The 16,884-nt window shown below is 59.3% G+C and carries 14 protein-coding genes and 6 pseudogenes; 3 read left to right on the top strand and 17 right to left on the bottom strand.

Annotated elements, in window-relative coordinates:
* Positions 1–48: 48 nt before the first annotated feature.
* From bcsZ to B5M06_RS14610, 4 genes and pseudogenes are all read right to left on the bottom strand, one after another.
* Entirely contained in the window at positions 49–1,152 is a 1,104-nt protein-coding gene (gene bcsZ, locus B5M06_RS14625; RefSeq protein ID WP_058879678.1) for a cellulose synthase complex periplasmic endoglucanase BcsZ, read from the bottom strand.
* A gap of 50 nt (positions 1,153–1,202) precedes the next feature.
* The gene (bcsB, locus tag B5M06_RS14620) at positions 1,203–3,524 is read right to left on the bottom strand and encodes a cellulose biosynthesis cyclic di-GMP-binding regulatory protein BcsB (RefSeq protein ID WP_054066373.1); all 2,322 of its coding nucleotides are present in this window, start codon (positions 3,522–3,524) and stop codon (positions 1,203–1,205) included.
* A 153-nt stretch (positions 3,525–3,677) separates the two neighbouring features.
* Positions 3,678–3,874, bottom strand: a pseudogene (locus B5M06_RS17560) (integrase core domain-containing protein); the annotation flags it as partial.
* Between the two features lie 35 nt (positions 3,875–3,909).
* A pseudogene (locus tag B5M06_RS14610) lies at positions 3,910–5,136 on the bottom strand (IS256 family transposase).
* Positions 5,137–5,204: 68 nt separating this feature from the next.
* On the opposite strand from B5M06_RS14610, the pseudogene B5M06_RS14605 reads away from it, so the two are divergent.
* Positions 5,205–5,549, top strand: a pseudogene (locus B5M06_RS14605) (hypothetical protein); the annotation flags it as partial.
* Between the two features lie 2 nt (positions 5,550–5,551).
* Complete coding sequence (locus B5M06_RS14600; protein WP_054066626.1) at positions 5,552–6,037, top strand: lysozyme; 486 nt, start codon at positions 5,552–5,554, stop codon at positions 6,035–6,037.
* Positions 6,038–6,055: 18 nt separating this feature from the next.
* Here B5M06_RS14600 and B5M06_RS14595 read toward each other — a convergent pair whose 3' ends face one another.
* From B5M06_RS14595 to B5M06_RS17535, 13 genes and pseudogenes are all read right to left on the bottom strand, one after another.
* Positions 6,056–7,210 carry a S1C family serine protease gene (locus B5M06_RS14595; protein ID WP_054066625.1) on the bottom strand — a complete coding sequence of 385 codons (1,155 nt, stop codon included), beginning with the start codon at positions 7,208–7,210 and terminating at the stop codon, positions 6,056–6,058.
* Between the two features lie 282 nt (positions 7,211–7,492).
* A pseudogene (locus B5M06_RS17555) lies at positions 7,493–7,897 on the bottom strand (Zn-dependent protease); the annotation flags it as partial.
* Positions 7,875–8,375 carry a heat resistance protein PsiE-GI gene (psiE-GI, locus tag B5M06_RS14585; protein WP_054066624.1) on the bottom strand — a complete coding sequence of 167 codons (501 nt, stop codon included), beginning with the start codon at positions 8,373–8,375 and terminating at the stop codon, positions 7,875–7,877. The gene psiE-GI and the pseudogene B5M06_RS17555, both read right to left, overlap by 23 nt.
* Before the next feature lie 181 nt (positions 8,376–8,556).
* Entirely contained in the window at positions 8,557–9,432 is an 876-nt protein-coding gene (locus B5M06_RS14580; protein ID WP_240184065.1) for an EAL domain-containing protein, read from the bottom strand.
* Positions 9,314–9,958, bottom strand: a complete 645-nt coding sequence (locus B5M06_RS17550; protein WP_439097685.1) for a PAS domain-containing protein — start codon at positions 9,956–9,958, stop codon at positions 9,314–9,316. The genes B5M06_RS14580 and B5M06_RS17550 overlap by 119 nt, the downstream gene beginning before the upstream one ends.
* 253 nt (positions 9,959–10,211) lie before the next feature.
* Positions 10,212–10,589 (bottom strand): annotated as a pseudogene (locus B5M06_RS17780) (AAA family ATPase); the annotation flags it as partial.
* Positions 10,590–10,639: 50 nt separating this feature from the next.
* Positions 10,640–13,489: a heat shock survival AAA family ATPase ClpK gene (gene clpK / locus B5M06_RS14570; RefSeq protein WP_054066622.1), complete on the bottom strand. Its 2,850-nt coding sequence runs from the start codon at positions 13,487–13,489 to the stop codon at positions 10,640–10,642.
* A gap of 93 nt (positions 13,490–13,582) precedes the next feature.
* Positions 13,583–14,152 (bottom strand): Hsp20/alpha crystallin family protein, encoded by a 570-nt coding sequence (locus B5M06_RS14565; protein ID WP_008906266.1) that lies wholly within the window; start codon positions 14,150–14,152, stop codon positions 13,583–13,585.
* Between the two features lie 32 nt (positions 14,153–14,184).
* Complete coding sequence (locus B5M06_RS14560; protein ID WP_054066621.1) at positions 14,185–14,466, bottom strand: helix-turn-helix transcriptional regulator; 282 nt, start codon at positions 14,464–14,466, stop codon at positions 14,185–14,187.
* Positions 14,467–14,560: 94 nt separating this feature from the next.
* Positions 14,561–15,271 (bottom strand): hypothetical protein, encoded by a 711-nt coding sequence (locus tag B5M06_RS17775; RefSeq protein WP_428840869.1) that lies wholly within the window; start codon positions 15,269–15,271, stop codon positions 14,561–14,563.
* Positions 15,216–15,590: a hypothetical protein gene (locus B5M06_RS14550; protein WP_151044877.1), complete on the bottom strand. Its 375-nt coding sequence runs from the start codon at positions 15,588–15,590 to the stop codon at positions 15,216–15,218. The genes B5M06_RS17775 and B5M06_RS14550 overlap by 56 nt, the downstream gene beginning before the upstream one ends.
* Complete coding sequence (locus B5M06_RS17540) at positions 15,520–15,870, bottom strand: hypothetical protein (protein ID WP_240183943.1); 351 nt, start codon at positions 15,868–15,870, stop codon at positions 15,520–15,522. The genes B5M06_RS14550 and B5M06_RS17540 overlap by 71 nt, the downstream gene beginning before the upstream one ends.
* Positions 15,825–16,265: a hypothetical protein gene (locus tag B5M06_RS17535; RefSeq protein ID WP_240183942.1), complete on the bottom strand. Its 441-nt coding sequence runs from the start codon at positions 16,263–16,265 to the stop codon at positions 15,825–15,827. The genes B5M06_RS17540 and B5M06_RS17535 overlap by 46 nt, the downstream gene beginning before the upstream one ends.
* On the opposite strand from B5M06_RS17535, the pseudogene B5M06_RS14540 reads away from it, so the two are divergent.
* Positions 16,250–16,876: pseudogene (locus B5M06_RS14540) on the top strand (phage tail protein); the annotation flags it as partial. The gene B5M06_RS17535 and the pseudogene B5M06_RS14540 overlap by 16 nt on opposite strands.
* Positions 16,877–16,884: the final 8 nt, after the last annotated feature.

The following is a 16,884-nucleotide window of genomic DNA, read 5'->3' as shown; positions in this document are numbered from 1 at the left end:
GCTGCTGATGAGAGAAAAGTGAAAAAATCGTCGGTACATGTGTACAAGCTACCCTTCGCCACCAAGACGCAATTGACCCTGAGGGCCAAAGCTATAACTGCCTCTGAGCCACGCGGCACTGAAGAAGTCCAAACATTGCTGGTAGTAGGACGTTGGGGGGACGGGGTATTTTTGTAAGCGCTGCATCTGTTGATGGAGCACTTGCGTATCGTTAGATGCCTGCAAAAAAGGCAACAAGGCAGCGCTAAAACCAGGGGGGCCTTCGCCCTGTGTTTGCAATGTCCAAGGGTCAATAAACTCTGGGGGAATGCCGGCTTCTTGGACTTGATGGGCCATGGGCGCTAATTGCTTGATGAGTTGCGTGCGCAGGGGTGCCTGTACATTCAACAGTCCGGCCCACAAATAAACGCGTATGGCGTTATAGCCACCGCGCCCTTGTGCCTCGCCTTGGGGGTCTTGGCTGAAGCGCTGACCATCAAACCAGATCCAGTCTGCACAGATGCCGCGTGGACTAGACCCTGTAATCACTTTCATGGATGACTGTGCCACAGACAACCATGCAGGGTCTATGCTTCCTAAGGCTTGCAGCACTTGCAGAGGGGAGTAGCTGGCATTGAGTTTGTAGCGCCCATCACTGACGAATCCCACTGAGCCTGGCAGGAGGCTGAGTCCTAAACCCGGAATCACCACACATTCTTTGTCCAAAATACGTTGGGACAAGGCCTTGCCAATTGCCGTGTAAGCACGTTGGTTCCATAAGCGGCCCGCTTCCATGAGCGTGTATGCGATCCAGACATCGGCATCGGACGCGGAGTTCGGATCCAAAACCCCCCACTGCTGATCTTCGCGTTGCCCCCATAACCACGCGGGTAAGTGGCTCGCGATATCGCCTTGGCAGAGATTGTTTTCAGTCCATGCCAAGATGCGTTCAAAAGCGGAGCGGTCTTCGGAGATGAGCGCAAAGAACAGTGCGTATGCCTGCCCCTCTGAATAGGTTTGATTGCGTGCCCCGTCATCCGAGACCACACGCCCATCTTTTTGAATGAATTGTGCTTCAAACGCTTTCCATGCATGTGATTGCAGCTTATCTTTTTGATTTTTTGACGGCGCAGCCCATGTATAGAGCGGCCATAGCGTTGCTACAGACACCATGCTGAGTGTCTGTAGGCAGCTACGTCTGAGCGGTGAAGCTGGGCGCATCATTACATTTGCTCCAATCGGCGTCGCGCAAAGTATCGCAAGCCGGTGTAGATAAAGAAGCTAAGTAGCAAGCCCAAGAAGCTTCCCAGAATGGCCATGGTCACCGGATGCTCATGCAGCTTGAACCACAAGCGTTGGGCCAAAGAGAGCTCACCCACAAAGTAGGTTTGCTGGACCCGGAAGCTGGCAATATCTTTGTCGTTGAGCAGCGTGAGATCACCCATGAAGCGGGTGTTTGTCACGTTGTTGCTGATGTTTTTTGCAATCAAATCTAACGCTGGGGCACTATTGCCCATCAATGCCACCACACTGCGTTTTTTGTGCAGGGGTGACTCAAATCCAGCGACTGCGGCCAAGGGGCCTGAGCCTTGAAAGGTTGCATGGCCTGAGCTGGGGGGCGCCTTCTTTTGGCCTTGCCATAAATCGAGGAATTTACCCAAAGCACGCTGTGAAAGCGTGATGGACTGTGCGCTTGCTTCTACCAAAGCGGGCAGTTGTTTCTGCCATTTCTCAAGCAGGGAAGAGGCTTGCCCATCCGAAATCAATAAAACATCGGAGTCGCCAATTGCATCGCTGTCTTTGTCGTTGACCAGTTGGAAGCGGGTGCCCGGATAGCCTGTGATGCCAGAGATATGGGCAATGGCGTTCAGGTAGGCTTCTGTGGCTGCCGTGCTGTGAGCGGTTGGAAGTACCACCGTGGTTTCACGTAAATCAGCCAAACGGCTGAAGGGGAAACCGCCTTGCGCATAAGCCTGTAAATCGGGCATGGCAATGTAGTGAGGCAATCCAGACAAATCGATGGTCGATTTGGGGTCCAACTCTGCGCGCACTTCCACCGGAGCAGTGGAGAGGCAACTGCCCTGTTCTTGCGCAGGCATTTGCACTTCAAAATCTAGCCGATTGCTCGCGTGAATCCACTCCGCAGGGACATAAAACTTTTGCGATACCTGATCATTCTCATAACCGAACTTCGGAAAAAGACGGTTCTGACTTTTTTTGGAGTTCTCCAAAGGGAAAGAGTTGGCCAAATTTTGATTTAGCAACATGGACACCATACCGTCTGCAGAAACAGTCGTAGGGGTATAGCGGTACAGCAGATGTACCGGGATATTTTTACTATTCCACGTGAACAAATCTGGGGCCACACGCAAATAGGTGGTGATTGAAGAGTTCAGGGCATAGCCTTTGACTTGCAGCTGTTGCGGTGAACTGACCAAGTCTGCAAATTGAATAGGCTGCTCGGTATTGCGCCAGCGAGGGGCGTCGTACGCTTTGCGTGGGGCAGGAAGCTCCAAGCTCTGGATACGGGTGACATCACCAGTTAAAGCCACTCTGCCCAGTGCTAAAGCTTGCGCCGCAGTTTCTATTTGTGCGGCGTCCTTACCCATGACCAACAGCAATTGGTAGGCGCTGTTACTGGGGTGTTCAATGAGCTGCAGCGTAGGCTCTTGGATATTTTTAACCAGCGTTTTGAGAAACGCCGGTGCATCTTGTGCGCTGGCAAAAACAATCGCATTCCCATTGGGCAATTGATTGTTTAAGACCTGAATTTGACTACTGCGGAAATCTGCTTTGGCCCCTAGCCAACCCGCCATAACACCCGCTGCTTTGAGTCCACCGAGGGAGGGTGTCTCAGAAAACACAAAATGAGTCTGGACTTTACCGGTATCGCGGGGGTCAAAAAATGGCAGCGGTAACTGCGCCAAATTGTTAGGTAATTTGACTTGCCTGAGGGTGATTTGCAGCCGGCTTTCATTGCTCACTTGTGCCCACAAGCTGGAGTTTCCGGGGTTTTCGCACTCAAGGGTGTAGTGCCCCACAAAGCGAATTTCTAGCTTGTTGTAGTCAGAGAAAAAACGGGCATCAATGGGAATGTCAATGCTTTGTGGCTTGCCTAGTTGTGCCTGAGGTAATCCGATGGATTGCACCATTTGGCCATTTAGCAGCACTTGCAGGTGCGAAAGCTGTGGCAGTAGTGCTGGCGAGAGGGTGTACTCAAGGTGAAAAGAGGCAGATTCGACAACCTCATCTTGGCGAATACCAAAATTGACCTGCCCGCTGCTATCGGTGCCTCTTAGGGTGAGAGCATGCTCTAGTCCTAAGTTGAATAAGCTTTTATTCAGCGTATGGGTGGGTAATATGAGGGGGGCTGAGGCCGCAGCAGGGGCACTTGCCGTCGACCCCGCTGGGTTGTTGGGTTGCGCATGACCGGATAGGGCGATGAAACTTGCAACGATCGCCAGCGTTGCCTTAGCTACGGGAGAACGATTGATGAATGGGTTCGGACGCTTAAGGATGTGCTTCTGCGGTTGAACGAAGTTCATATAAAAGCTATGGAGAGAAGGGTGTGAGCATCGTTACGCGAATCTAGGGTCTTCTGCGATGACGGCGCTGCTGACAGTTCGTGTTTCAAAGATAGAGAGGTGGTCCCGCTCGTTTGAACAACAATCCTCTGTTGTTAAGCGAGATCCCTTCGGTCATGCAGCTTGCATTTTTGCAAACGGCAATGCTGCAAAGTAAGCCTCATCTGGGGTGGCTTGGCCGTGTGCCTGATGAGGTCGCTGTGCATTGCAGAACTGCAAGTATTGCGCGTAATCCCATTGCGTGCGGCACGCACGCTGTCATAGGCTTTGAGATAGATCTCCTCGTACTTGATGGAGCGCCACAGGCGCTCAGGGTGTCCGAATTTTTGTGTAAACGGTTCGGACGTCAGTTCGCGGAGAGTCCGTCTCCAAACTCAATCGTAAACCGATTCAGAGCTGCCTTCCAATCTCGGATGGGCATCGTCCACTTGCGGCTGATGTTGTGCAGTGCCAAGTAAAACAGCTTGAGCAGTGCCTCATCGCTGGGGAATGAGCCGCGGCTTTTGGTGATCTTTCTCAAGCTCATGTTCACCGATTCAATGGCATTGGTGGTGTAGATCAGCTTGCGTATCTCAGCCGGATAGTCAAAGAACGGCGTCAGGCGAGCCCAGTTCTTGCGCCAAGACTGGATGATGCTGGGGTAAGTATCTGCCCATTTAGCCTCGAACTCCTGCAAGCATTGTTGGGCCTCTTGCACGGTTGCCGACTGGTAAATGCGGCGCAGATCGGCTGCTACTTGAGCTCGCTGCTTCCAGGGCGCGTAGTTCAGGCTGTGGCGCACCATGTGGACAATGCACAGTTGCACCACGGTCTATGGAAACACCGCTTCAATGGCCTCAGGAAAGCCTTTGAGCCCATCGACGCAGGCGATGAAGATGTCTTGCACGCCCCGGTTGCGTAGTTCCGTGACGACCTGCAGCCAGAACTTGGCGCCTTCCGTCTGCGACAGCCACAGCCCCAGCACTTCTTTTTCTCCCTGCAAGTTGACGCCAATGGCCAGGTACACGGCCTTGACCCGGACCGCTCCTTCTCGCACTTTGACGTGAATGCAGTCCAGATAGACGATGGGGTAAATCGCATCCAGCGGCCTGGCTTGCCAGGCTTTGACTTCCTCGCTGACAGCATCAGTTACCAAAGAGATCAGGCTGGGCGAGACCTCGGTGCCGTACATCTCTTCAAGATGTGCCTGAATCTCCCGCACTGTCATGTCCCGGGCATACAGCGAGATGATCTTGTCATCAAAGCCCGTCCAGCGGGTCTGGTGCTTGGCAACCAACTGGGGCTCGAAGCTGCCATGGCGATCACGGGGAACGTTAATGGGCAGCTCACCAAAATCGCCTTTGAGCGTCTTCTGGCTGGAGCCATTGCGACTGCTGCGAGCGCCGTTGGTGATGGTCTCATGGCGTTCATGGCCGAGGTGCTCAGTCAATTCCGCCTGCAAGGCTTTCTCGACCACGGCTTTGGTCAGTTGCTTGAGCAGACCGTTCTCGCCAATGAGGTCTTCGGGCTTTTTGTAATCGGCCAGCAGAGCGCTGAGCAACGCTTCAGGAATGTCGTGTTGTACAGATGTCATTGTGTTTACGGGTTTGCAGATCCAAGTCTGCGGGTTATGGGCCATTTACACAAAATTCTGTACACCCTCAAATCCGAGGTGCCCTGCGTATGCAGGAAATTGGTGCCCAAGGCGAAGCAGCGTGGAGCGTGGCTGGCCTGCAGGCGCTGCAAGAGAGTATCGCAGCGCAAGGTCAACGCTCAGGTGTGCGCTGGGTCGATGCCTTGTCTTGCACCGTGCGGCCGGTGATCACGTACTGGTTCATGGGGCTGTACTGCGCCGCTAAAACTGCTGCGTTTGCCCTGGCGTGGCAGCAAGGCTTTAACCTTGCTGAATCAAGCTTACATATCTGGTCTGAGAGTGATCAAGCCATGTGGGCGGGGGTCTTGAACTTTTGGTTCCTCGGCCGTGTGCTGGAACGCAAAGGGCGCTGAGTATGCAAGCGGATACGCAATCAGCAATCCAAGTGCCCAAAGCTGCAGTGGATCTCGCCAAACGGTTTGAGGGCTTCCATCGGGTGCCCAAGCACGACCCTGCAAGGGCCTATCCGTACCTGTGTCCTGCGGGCTATTGGACGATCGGGTGGGGCCACTTGTGCAGCAAAGACCATCCACCCATCGACCAAGCACAGGCCGAGATCTACCTCGAAGCCGACCTGCGCATTGCACTCAATGCCACTTTGAAATTCTGCCCAGTGCTGGCCACTGAGCCGGAGGCGCGGCTCGCGGTCATCGTTGACTTCACGTTCAACCTTGGCGTGGGGCGGTTGCAGACGTCGACGCTGCGCAGGCGCATTAACCAGCGGGACTGGTCTTCTGCTGGGCAGGAACTGCGGCGATGGGTCTATAGCGGTGGAAAAGTACTGCCGGGACTGGTCACACGGCGTGAGGCTGAAGCCGCTTGGCTGCTCAACGCCGCATGAACCAGAGATTCAACTGAATCAAATCCCGGGCTGCAACTCCACCTGCACCTCTCGCGATTTGCCGGCCCGATCCACGGACAAGACTACGACATCGCCGACCTTCCTGTCGTCTAGCCGCGCGAGCAGCTTGGCCACATCGTCCGTTGCCTTGCCATCAACACCGATGATGCGGTCGCCGGGCACGATGCCTTGTGGGGTAATCTCGACCCCAGCGAGCCCGGCTTTGTGCGCTGCCGAGCCGGGGGTGACACGCAGCACGAACACGCCCTTGCTTCCCGTCAGCGCAAGCAGGCGCTGATTGAGCTGTTCGTCCACCTCGATGCCAAGCGCCGGGCGGATGTATCTGCCGGTCTTGATGAGTTGCGGCACTACCCGCATGACGGTGTCCACCGGCACGGCAAAACCGATCCCAGCCGAGGCGCCGGAGGGGCTGTAGATCGCCGTGTTGATGCCGATGAGGCGCCCGGCCGAATCGAGTAGGGGGCCACCCGAGTTGCCGGGGTTGATGGCGGCGTCGGTCTGAACCAGGTGATCAATGGCCGGGCCGCCCGCTTCTCCCGGTAACGAGCGGTCGAGCGCGGAGACGATGCCGGTGGTGAGCGTCCAATCCAAGCCAAAGGGGTTGCCGATAGCAAACACCTTCTGTCCCACCTTGAGGTCGGCGCTGGTGCCGACCGGCACGGCAGGCGGGCGTTTGAAGCCGATGCCGATCTTGAGTACGGCGATGTCGTGTGCTGGGCTCGCCCCCACCAGTGCGGCCTGGTAGTCGCGGCCATCGGCGAGTTTGACGGTGGCTTCGGACGCGCCCTGGATAACGTGGAAATTGGTGACGACGTGGCCGGCGTCGTCCCAGATGAAGCCCGATCCCGTGCCACGAGGCACGGAGAAGACATTGCGCGTCCAGACGTCGCGCACCAGCTGCGCGGTGGTGATGTAGACCACCGAGGCGCGTGATTTTTCGAACAGTTCGATGGTGGCCTGTTCGTCAGCGGCCAGATCGTCACGCGGCGTGACGGTGCGCTCAGCGGCTTGGCGCGGGCTGAACCAGGCTTCGATGGCGGGCAGGAACTGCCAGAACAGCATGAGTGCTGCAACGCACGCAGTGATGACGAGCCACCGCCGGACGAAATGATCAGGAGCTGGGCGTTGTGGGTAAGGACCGGGAGAAGACATGACGGAGGCTCCTTTCGAGTGATTTAGCGCCAAAGGCCGCTCAGGCCCCGGCGTGGTGGGCACATCGGGGCGAACGACCTTGGCACGAGATAATCCGTTTGTGTTGATTTCCACGCAGAACTGACCCGCAGGCTAGTGGGTCACTTCTGAGAGGAAATCAACACCGTTTGGAACGGCAGGGTCTGCGATGGCTGAGACGTCAACTCCATCAGGCGCGCGATACGATCCTCTGCACGCCGTATGCGTGCGCAACCAAGACGGCTCGGGATTTCCCCAGCCGGGCAGACCATCCGTGAGGGCAATGGAAGCAAGGCGCCTGGAGCCGTTGGCAAAGGCATTGACATTGACGATGCCGCTGGGCACGTAGTGCGGCACCGGCGTTGCGGGCAAACCGGCACGGACGGACAGCTCGCGCAACATGGCCCAAATCTCGGGGGCTTCGTGCGGGTGCAGTGCCCGCGCGCGATACAGGCGCAGGGTCAGCGCCGACGCTGCTGCCGGCTCCAGCAGCAGCGCGCCTGCAACGGCAAACAGCGCGAGCCAAAAGCCGCCTTCGCCGAACAACAGGCTCCCCGCAGCGGTCGCAATCCCGACCAGGGTCAGGACCAGCAACCCCGTCTGCAGGCGGTTGAGCCGGCGATGTTGCAACAACGCCGCGCGCAGGTCACTGGGATGATGACGGGTCATGCTCAGATGTCTCGGCGGCGCGGCCGTCGCGCTCGCGCAGCAGCCAGTAGGTCGCACCCAGAGCCAGCGTGGCGCCTGCCAGCGCGGCTATCTTTGCGGGGCTCGCGTCGGAGTCGAGGATCACGAACTTGCGGGAGAGTGCGATCAGCGCGATCAGGACCACCGTCTTGACCTGGATGATGCTTTCCTTACGCAGCGCCACGCGCACGATGGAATGCTTGAACTCCATCGCGATCAAAAGCGTCATGATCATGCCGAACACGCTCTGGAATACCTTGTGGTCCAGGGGATTGAAAGCATCTAGAACCAGCAGCGTGAAGACGATGGCGATGAGCTGGAACAGCGACACCACGATGATGACGGCAATTACCGCCGACAGAACGAGGGCGACGACCTGCTCGAAGCGCTCGTAAAACGTCATCAACTGCCACTGGGAGCGTATCTCGTCAAGGGCCGTGTGGCCAGATTCTTTATGCATAAGCGTTGCTCTCTTTCAATGAAACGTTAATGGAACGGGGAGTCCGAGAAGACGACTCGATTACACCTGGATTGCCGAGGCAATTGCGAAGCCACCCAGCGCATAATATCCTGCGCGCTCGTGGCGCCGCCGATGGGTGGATCAGCCTCTTGCACGTCAACCCTTTGTCCCATGCATGGCATCAATCCGGTTTCTGGTCTGGCGGCAGCAATCCCAGCAGATCCGCCTGCAAATGTTGCAACTTGTCGATGCCAGCCCTCAATGCCTCGACACGGCCGGCATTTTTCATTTCACTCAGGGTGTGCGCTAACTGCTGGATGCTCTGATGCAGGACATCGACCTGATCATCAGGATCCTTGCCGAAGAACGTAGGGCGGCCACTTTGATCCCGCCAGTATTGGAGTGCTTCGGGTTGAGGCGGCACTTGGATCTTACCTGACAGATAGTCGATCATCTGGGAAATCCAGACCCGGTGGTCGACGTATGTGAACGGCACGGGCAGCGCGGAGCGACTGTCAGGTTTGAATCCTTTCCAGGATAAGGGTACCTGCCAGGTGTGTAGCCATTGCTCGAATTCATGCGCCGGCATCGGATGCCCGATGGCATAACCCTGGCCCCACTCGCATCCCATACGCAGCAGCATTTCACCATGCTGAATGGATTCGACTCCCTCCGCGATGCAGTTCCTGCCAAACGACCTTGTCAGTGCCAGTAGCGCATCCAGGATGGCGATATCGTCCGGATCCTCGAGCATGTCGCGTATAAAACCTTGGTCGATCTTGAGCAGGTGCGCGGGCAGGCGCTTCAGATAGGTCAGCGAGGAATAGCCGCTGCCGAAATCGTCGAGGGCAAAACGCAATCTCATCCTCTCGCACAGCGCCATCAACTGAGACACTTGAACGAAGTCCTCCACGGCGCTGGTTTCGAGGATTTCCAGTTCAAGGTCTTGCGGCTGGGCGCCGGGATGTCGTGACAACATACCCCGTAGATGCGTGATGAACCAAAACTTTAGCCGCAAGGCGAAGCTCTTCCGCGGATCTTCTGCGTGAGGTGACATCATGGATATAGCCGTGCCAGAGGATGCTCCCATCAGGCATGGCTTCAGGCGACGCCTCGCCTTCGACCCAGATCACCCGACCGTCTGGAAACTGCACCCGGTACTCGTCATGCCAAAGCGCGAGTGACTGCCCCGACGCCCGTATGGTTTCATGCACACGGTCGCGGTCTTCAGGATGGAGCGCAGCGAACACAGGAGTGGCATCTTCAACAACATCCTCCGGTGTAACCCCGTATATTTCCTGTATCCTCGCGCTGGCATAAGGGAAGTGCGAGCTGCCGTCCGGACGAAGACGGTATTGGTAAAGCATACCGGGAACGTGGCTGGCCAACTCTTCTCGCTGCCGGCGCATAACGTTCAGCGCCTGCTCGACCCTCTTGAGATCGGTGATGTCCTCTACCGTCGCTGTGGTCAGCTCGATGGGTTCTCCGGTGAACAGCGGGTGCTGGCACCGCCCGCAATTGGGCTTCTCTGCCAACTTGTTGGCTGGCTCGCGATTGAGGAATTGGCAGTGTGGGCAGACGATATGAATGCTGTCCTCATGAGGTGGATCCTTGGGACACAGAGGAAGTAATGGCTCCGGCAGTTGGGCCGCTGTGACATGGGGATTCGAGCTGTAGCCCTTGCGTCAGTTGCCGGAAGCTGTATGCATCCGGCGTTTCCCGTGCGAGCAGTTCGCGCGCGCAGCGCTCCAGCACTTCTCGGTTAATTTTGATAATTCGGTATGCACGATCAAACACACCCATCACGATGTCACGGATGGCTTGGTCGATGCGTGTCTGGTCGAGGATTTCGGGGCGGTTGGTGGCGGCGAGGATGATCAACCCGACCGAGCTGTCGAAGCCGTCCATCTCTGTGAGCAGCTGGTTGAGGGTCTGCTCGCGCTCGTCGTGGCTGCCGACGCCGCGCGCATGAGCCCGGCGCAGCGCATCGACGAACTGCGCCCCGATGCCTTGGCTATCGAAGACGTACGAAGCCAGCGCAACGCTGTGCCGCGCCGATTCGATGGCAGCGAGCATGGCCGGGTAGGCCTGCTCGCCATCGATGAGCGGCTCGATGCGGTTGCCGCTGGTCAGCGACTGGCCGGTGGCGCGTCACACCAGGTGCGCCAGGCCGGCAAGCGGCGGCGATACGGGCTCGGGCACCGTGGGCGAGAGGGTGACTGCCCATGTCAGCCGTTGGGGTTGGACACGACAGCCCCCATCGCTCAAGATTCGCCACCCGCTGACTTCTTCTTGCGCCCAGGCTTGCTCGCGTCGCTCGGCGGTGCCTTGGCCACGTTCGCGGCATCGGGCTTTTCAGGCTCGGCCGGCTTCGCAGGTGGCTCCTGGCGCTCGAAGACCACCCGTTCGGCCTTGTCGTCCCAGCGGGCGCTGGCGTGATCGCCCTTGCCGATACCGCCACCCAGCATCTCGCGCGCCAGTGCCGTCTCCAGCTCGCTGCGGATCAGCCGCTTGAGCTCACGCGCGCCGAACTCGGGCTTGTAGCCTTCCTCCGCGAAGTGATCGATCAAGGTCTGATCGAAGGTCAGCGTCACGCCCTGGCTGGCGGCGTTGCGGGCCACACGATCGAGCTGCAGGCCGACGATATGGCGGATCTCCTCCTTGCCCAGCGCATGGAAGACGATGATCTCGTCGATGCGGTTGAGGAACTCGGGGCGGAAGTGTCCGCGCAGCACATCCATCACCTCGGACTTGGTCTTCTCGTATTCCTCGCCGGCGGCGCTACGGGCCTTCAGCCGACGCTGGATGATGTCCGAGCCCAAGTTCGAGGTGGCGATGATGATGGTATTGGTGAAATCCACCACCCGGCCCTTGCCGTCGGTGAGCCGCCCGTCGTCGAACACCTGCAGCAGGATGTTGTAGACGTCAGGGTGAGCCTTCTCGATCTCGTCCAGCAGCAACACGCTGTAGGGCTTGCGACGCACCTTCTCGGTGAGCTGGCCACCCTCGTCATAGCCCACATAACCCGGAGGCGCACCCACCAGGCGTGCCACGGTATGGCGTTCCCCGTACTCGGACATGTCGATGCGCAGCAGCGCACCTTCATCGCCATAGATGGACTCGGCCAGCGCCTTGGCGAGCTCGGTCTTGCCCACGCCGGTCGGCCCGAGGAACAGAAAAGTCGCCACCGGCTTGCTGCCTTCGCGCAGGCCCGCGCGCGACAACCGCACGGCATCGGCCACCGCGCGCACCGCTTCGTCCTGGCCCACCAGGCGCTCGTGCAGCCGCTGCTCAAGATGCAGCAGCTTCTCGCGTTCTTCCACCGTCAGCTCGTTGACCGGAATGCCGGTCAGGCGCGAGACGATCTGGGCCACGTGTTCTGCCTTGACTTCGGCGCTGCCCGAGGCGCGCTCGCGTTCCCATTCCTCGACGAGCTTCTTGAGTTCAGTCTCCTTGGCCTCGATGCGCTTGCCCAGCTCGGCGGCCTTGTCGTACTGTTTGCGCGAGGCCACATAGTCCTGCTCACGCCGCAGCTGGTGCAGTTCGGACTCCAGCTCTTGCACCGCCACCGGGCGGGCCGTGGCCGACAGTTTCACGCGTGCGGCCGCCTGGTCGAGCAGGTCGATGGCCTTGTCAGGCAAAAAGCGTGCGGTGATGTAGCGGTCCGACAACTCGGCGGCGGCGATGATCGCATCCTCGGTGATGCTGACCTTGTGGTGCGCCTCGAAGGTGTCGCGCAGGCCGCGCAGGATCATCATGGTCTGCGCTACCGTCGGCTCGGGCACCATCACCGGCTGGAAGCGACGCTCCAGCGCGGCGTCCTTCTCGATGTACTTCTGATACTCGTTGAGCGTGGTGGCGCCGATCAGGTTCAGTTCGCCGCGCGCCATCATCGGCTTGAACACGTTGGCCACGTCCAGCCCGCCTTCGCCGCCACCCTGGCCGGCACCGACGATGGTGTGCACCTCGTCGATGAAGAGAATCAGCTCGCCCTGGTGCTCGGTCACTTCCTTGAGCACCTTCTGCACGCGCTCCTCGAACTCGCCGCGGTACTTGGCGCCTGCCACCATGGCGTTGATGTTGAGTTCGACCAGACGCTTGTCGCGCAGCGTCTCGGGCACTTCGCCGGCGACCATCCGCTGCGCCAGCCCTTCGACAATGGCGGTCTTGCCGACGCCGGGCTCGCCGATCAGCACCGGGTTGTTTTTCTTGCGCCGGGCCAGCACTTCGATGGTGGTCTCGATTTCCTGCGCGCGGCCGATCACCGGATCGAGCTTGCCCTCGCGCGCCATCTTGGTGAGGTCGCGCGAGTATTTATCCAGCTCGGGCGTGTTGGTCGGCGTCTCGGCGCGGCCATCCTCGGCCCCTTTGCCGACCACCTTGCTTACCTGCTGGCGCAGCGCTTGCGGCGTGAGGCCGTAACGGCGCAGCAGGTTGGCCGCCAAACCTTCGCCTTCCTCGGCGAGCCCGATCAGGAAATGCTCCGGCCCGACATAAGAGTGGCCGAGTTCGTTGGAGGCCACGAAAGCACGGCTGAGCGCGTCCTTGACCCGGGGCGACACGCCGATCTCGCCCTCGAACGGCTTGTCGCCGCGCTTGGCTTCGGATTCGATCTGGCGCTTGAGGTCATCGACCTTGATCTTGAACTGCCCCAGGATGGTCTTGACCACGTCGCTGTCGGCCAGCGCCAGCAGCAGATGTTCGGTATCCACCTCGGAGCGGCCAAATTCGGCAGCGTGTTTGGCGGCCTCCTGCAGCAGGGCTTCCGACTGTTCGCTGATGCGGCTGGCCAAACCACTGCCGCGACGGCGCGGCGCACCCGAACCTGCGGCGGCGGGCTCGCCGAACGAGGCATCGACCACGTCATCGGTATCGGCGGCCATCGGCGTCGCGTCGTCGCCGATGCGGAAGAAGTCGCTGCCAAGGAAGTCCTCGAACAGGCCGCTGCGCGAGCCGAACAAGGCTTCTAGCGGCGAGACGGTGCGCTTTTGCTGGCGCACCAGTTGACGGTAATGGTCGTCACACAACAGCATGGTGCTGTGACGACCGTTGAGATTGGCTTCCACCCGCACGGTGGCGGGTTGGCCGCAGACCTGGCATTGTTTTCTGGCCATGCTGATGCTCCTGTAAAGATTGATCTGACGAGGCACCGCCGATCACGGTGCCTCATCTCTTTGTGGTTTTTGAGAAAAACGCGCTGCCCCGCGTCAGCCGTTGATCGGGATCGAGCGCCCCTGCTTGGGCGTACTGGCCTCGCGCTTTTCCATCGTGATCGTGAGCACGCCGTTCTTGAAAGCGGCCTTGATCGTGTCCTGGTTGGCATCGGCCGGCAGGTTCAGAGCGCGCTGAAAGCTGCCGTAGGAGCGCTCCACCCGGTGGAAACCGCCGTCTTTCGTTTCCTGCTCCTGACGCTTTTCACCGCGCACCAGCAGCACGTCGTTGTCGAGCGTGATCTGGATGTCTTTTTCCTCGACGCCGGGCACTTCCAGGGCGATCTTGTACTGCTTGTCGGTCTCCTGGATGTCCAGGGCCGGCTTCAGCAGGCCCGGCCACTCCGACGGCCAGCGTGGCATGGCCAGCGTCGGGAAACCGAAGCCCCGGAACGCATCATCGAACAGCCGGTCGATCTCGCGATGCAGTTGCAGGATGGGACTGACGGGACCGCCTGCCACCGGCAGGTCATTGCGCTGCACGGGCAGCGAGGCAGTGCTCTGTTGTTCTTCCTGCTCTTTCTTAAACCAGTTCCAGGGAGCCAATTTCTTGAAATCAATATCCATGTCATACCTCCAGAAATCAATTGAAGACTCACTCAATCCGTTTGCCCGCGGCTATGTACAGCGCGCCCTGGCGACACGGGATGTTCCGCTGACTTTCGCTGCTTATCTGTGCGTATCACCTCCTTCTTTCTGCCTGCTTGGATCTGATCATTGATCCATCGATCGATTTCACTTTGACGAAACCGCCACGTCCCGCCCACCTTGAAAGCAGGAATTTCCCCGTTCGCGGCGAGCCGGTAAAGCGTCCGCTTGCCGACTTTCAAGTAGGCAGTCAACTCGTCGAGTGTGAAGATCGCCTGCTGGCGCGCTGTCATACCCCCCCCAAAAAAAAAGTTCCGTCGTCACGCGGCCTCGCTCGAGGAAATTCTTGCAAGACTTTGCAAGATATTGCGCCAAACATGCCGAAAGTCAAGAGTCAACATCCCGCGACCTGCTGGGCGATTGATGTGACTCCAATTTCCAGAGAGGGGGTGCTGGGGCAGTCCGATCCGGCGATAGGTAAAGGTTTGATCGGGAGCCTACAAGTGCTGTGGGCAGCCGCAGCCAAACGCCGATCCTCACGTTGTAACCGAGCGCCCGCAGCCCCTTGCTCGTCCGCATGTTCCTTGGCGGAAACTCGTCTGGACGCGCCCAGCCGACGATTTCCCCGAGGCTGCTCAGACCAATGTGCGGAATTGCCCAGTCGTCGCTGCGGATCGCGTTCCATAGCCGGGCCGAAACACTGCCGTTGCCCCAGACGACGTAATTCAACAGATCAAGCACAGTCCGCCCTTGGCGGGATCGCTGCCGCCAGAGCCACTCGCCGAACTTTTCCACCTTGTCGTCGCCGGTCTGCGGTCGATCCGGCAAGCCCAAGTGCTCGTTTTCCTGCTTAATGGCGTGGTCTCGGATCGCGTGCACCCGGGAAACGGCATCCACGAATTCCTGCTCCGTCAGTTTGAGAATGCGATCGCGTGCCAGTAACTCGCGCAGCCGGGGCGACCACTCGTAGATGGTGCGTTCTTCAAACGAGTGGTCGAAGTCGGCGTCATGCCACCACTCCAGCGCGTCGCGTAACGCCAGCTCAGGATTTTTTCGAGTTCCTGTCGAAAAACTCCTCGTAAGGATGGCGGTTTCCATCCTTGACCTGCTTGTAGTAGTAGGCGTGCAGGAATTGGTCGGCTTGAACACCTGGAGCCACCGACGCATCGATCCAGTCGGGTTTGGCGTCCGGCGCGGAGACCCTGGATGCGATGGAACGCATCACTTGCAGCGTGTCATTCCAGTCCTGCTCGAACTTCTGGAAATGCTTCTCAGACGACCGCTTGGTGTCGACGAAGACCAGCCCCTGATTCTTTGGCAGCAAGCGATCCTTGTCGAACTGTTGCTCAAACCCGTATTCGCGCTTCGACAGTTCGGACCGTCGGTCCGCCAGGCGAAGCTGCTCTTGGTAGATCAACGACCCGTGCCCGCTCGTCCTGCGCCAGCGCGAGCAAGGGCTTGTACAGCGACGCACGCAGCCGTCGCTGCTCGTCGGCATTGACCGAGGCATTCGGAAAACGCCCGAGCAACTCTTCGGCGTCCTTGGCCAGCGTCGTGAGGTCGATGCCCACCGTCTTGACGGCAGCATCGTCGCGCAGCACCCAAGCCACGGCGAAGGCGCGAGTGGACAGGCCGCTGTCGCGCGCCGCCTTCATCGCCGCTTCCTTCTCCGCAGCCAACGCCGCCAGCTGGTCCATCGCGGCAGACCGGTCGTTTTGCGCGCTTCCAGATCCTTCAGGATGCGTTCGGCACGATCCTTCAGCGGTTGCAGCACCGGTGCGGCGGCGGGGTCTTCGTCAATCTCGTGCTGTAGACCGCGCACAAGGTTGAACACTTTGCCCTCGTCGGACCCATCCTCACCGCGCAATGACTTCAGCGTTGCCACGTCAAAGGTCACGGTCTTGGTCAATCGGCCAAGACCATGTTGCTCTGCGCTTTCCTCGATCAGGCGCCGCGTCTTGTAGGCAAGATCGGCCACAAAACCGACTTTTGCGGCGTAGGCATTGCGCACGGCCGCATACAGCTGGCTGAGCTGCTTGTAGGTCGCGATGTGGTCACGCAGCGCAGGATCAGGCGAGAGGATTGGGGTCACCCCTGGCCCGGATGAGTCTGACCGTGGCACGCGACACGCTGGAACGCGCGCCGCTGCCGGGTGACGTGTTCCTGCTCAACTGGCCGCGCTTGGGCATCGACCAGATGGTGGTCCGCGTGACCGGCATCGATACCGGCACACTGGGGTCATCTGAGTGGCGCATCGAAGCGATGGAGGATGTGTTCGGGCTGGATAACGCAGTGCTCGCCCCGCCGCCACCCATCATCGATGAGCCGACACTGGAGCCGCTGCCGCCTGCACAGATCGTGGCGGTGGAGATTCCGTACTGGGAACTGGCGCGCACCTTGTCGCGTGCTGAACTGGATTACCTGACCGACACCGATGCCGCAGTCGGTGCACTGGCCGCTGCCGGTGGTGTGGGGCAACTGAACTGGCAGCTCGCCACCGGCGCGTCCGCAGGCGAGATCGCCAGTGTGGCCAGCGAGGACTACGCGCCATTGTTCACGCTCGATGCGGCCTTGCCTGCCAGTGAGGCCGATGCCATCGGCTTGCCGGTGACCGCCATCAGCCAGCCGGAAAGGCTGACCGTGGGCGACTACGCCTATCTGGTCGGTGGCAGCGGTGAAATCCGCGAATCCGTCGCTGTCCTGCGCTCGTC

Origin of the sequence: Comamonas kerstersii (genome assembly GCF_002056725.1) — a bacterium.
In the GTDB taxonomy this organism is placed as follows: Bacteria; Pseudomonadota; Gammaproteobacteria; order Burkholderiales; family Burkholderiaceae_C; genus Comamonas; species Comamonas kerstersii.
The sequence above is the reverse complement of the archived record's forward strand: the minus strand, read 5'-3'. Positions and strand labels throughout refer to the sequence as shown.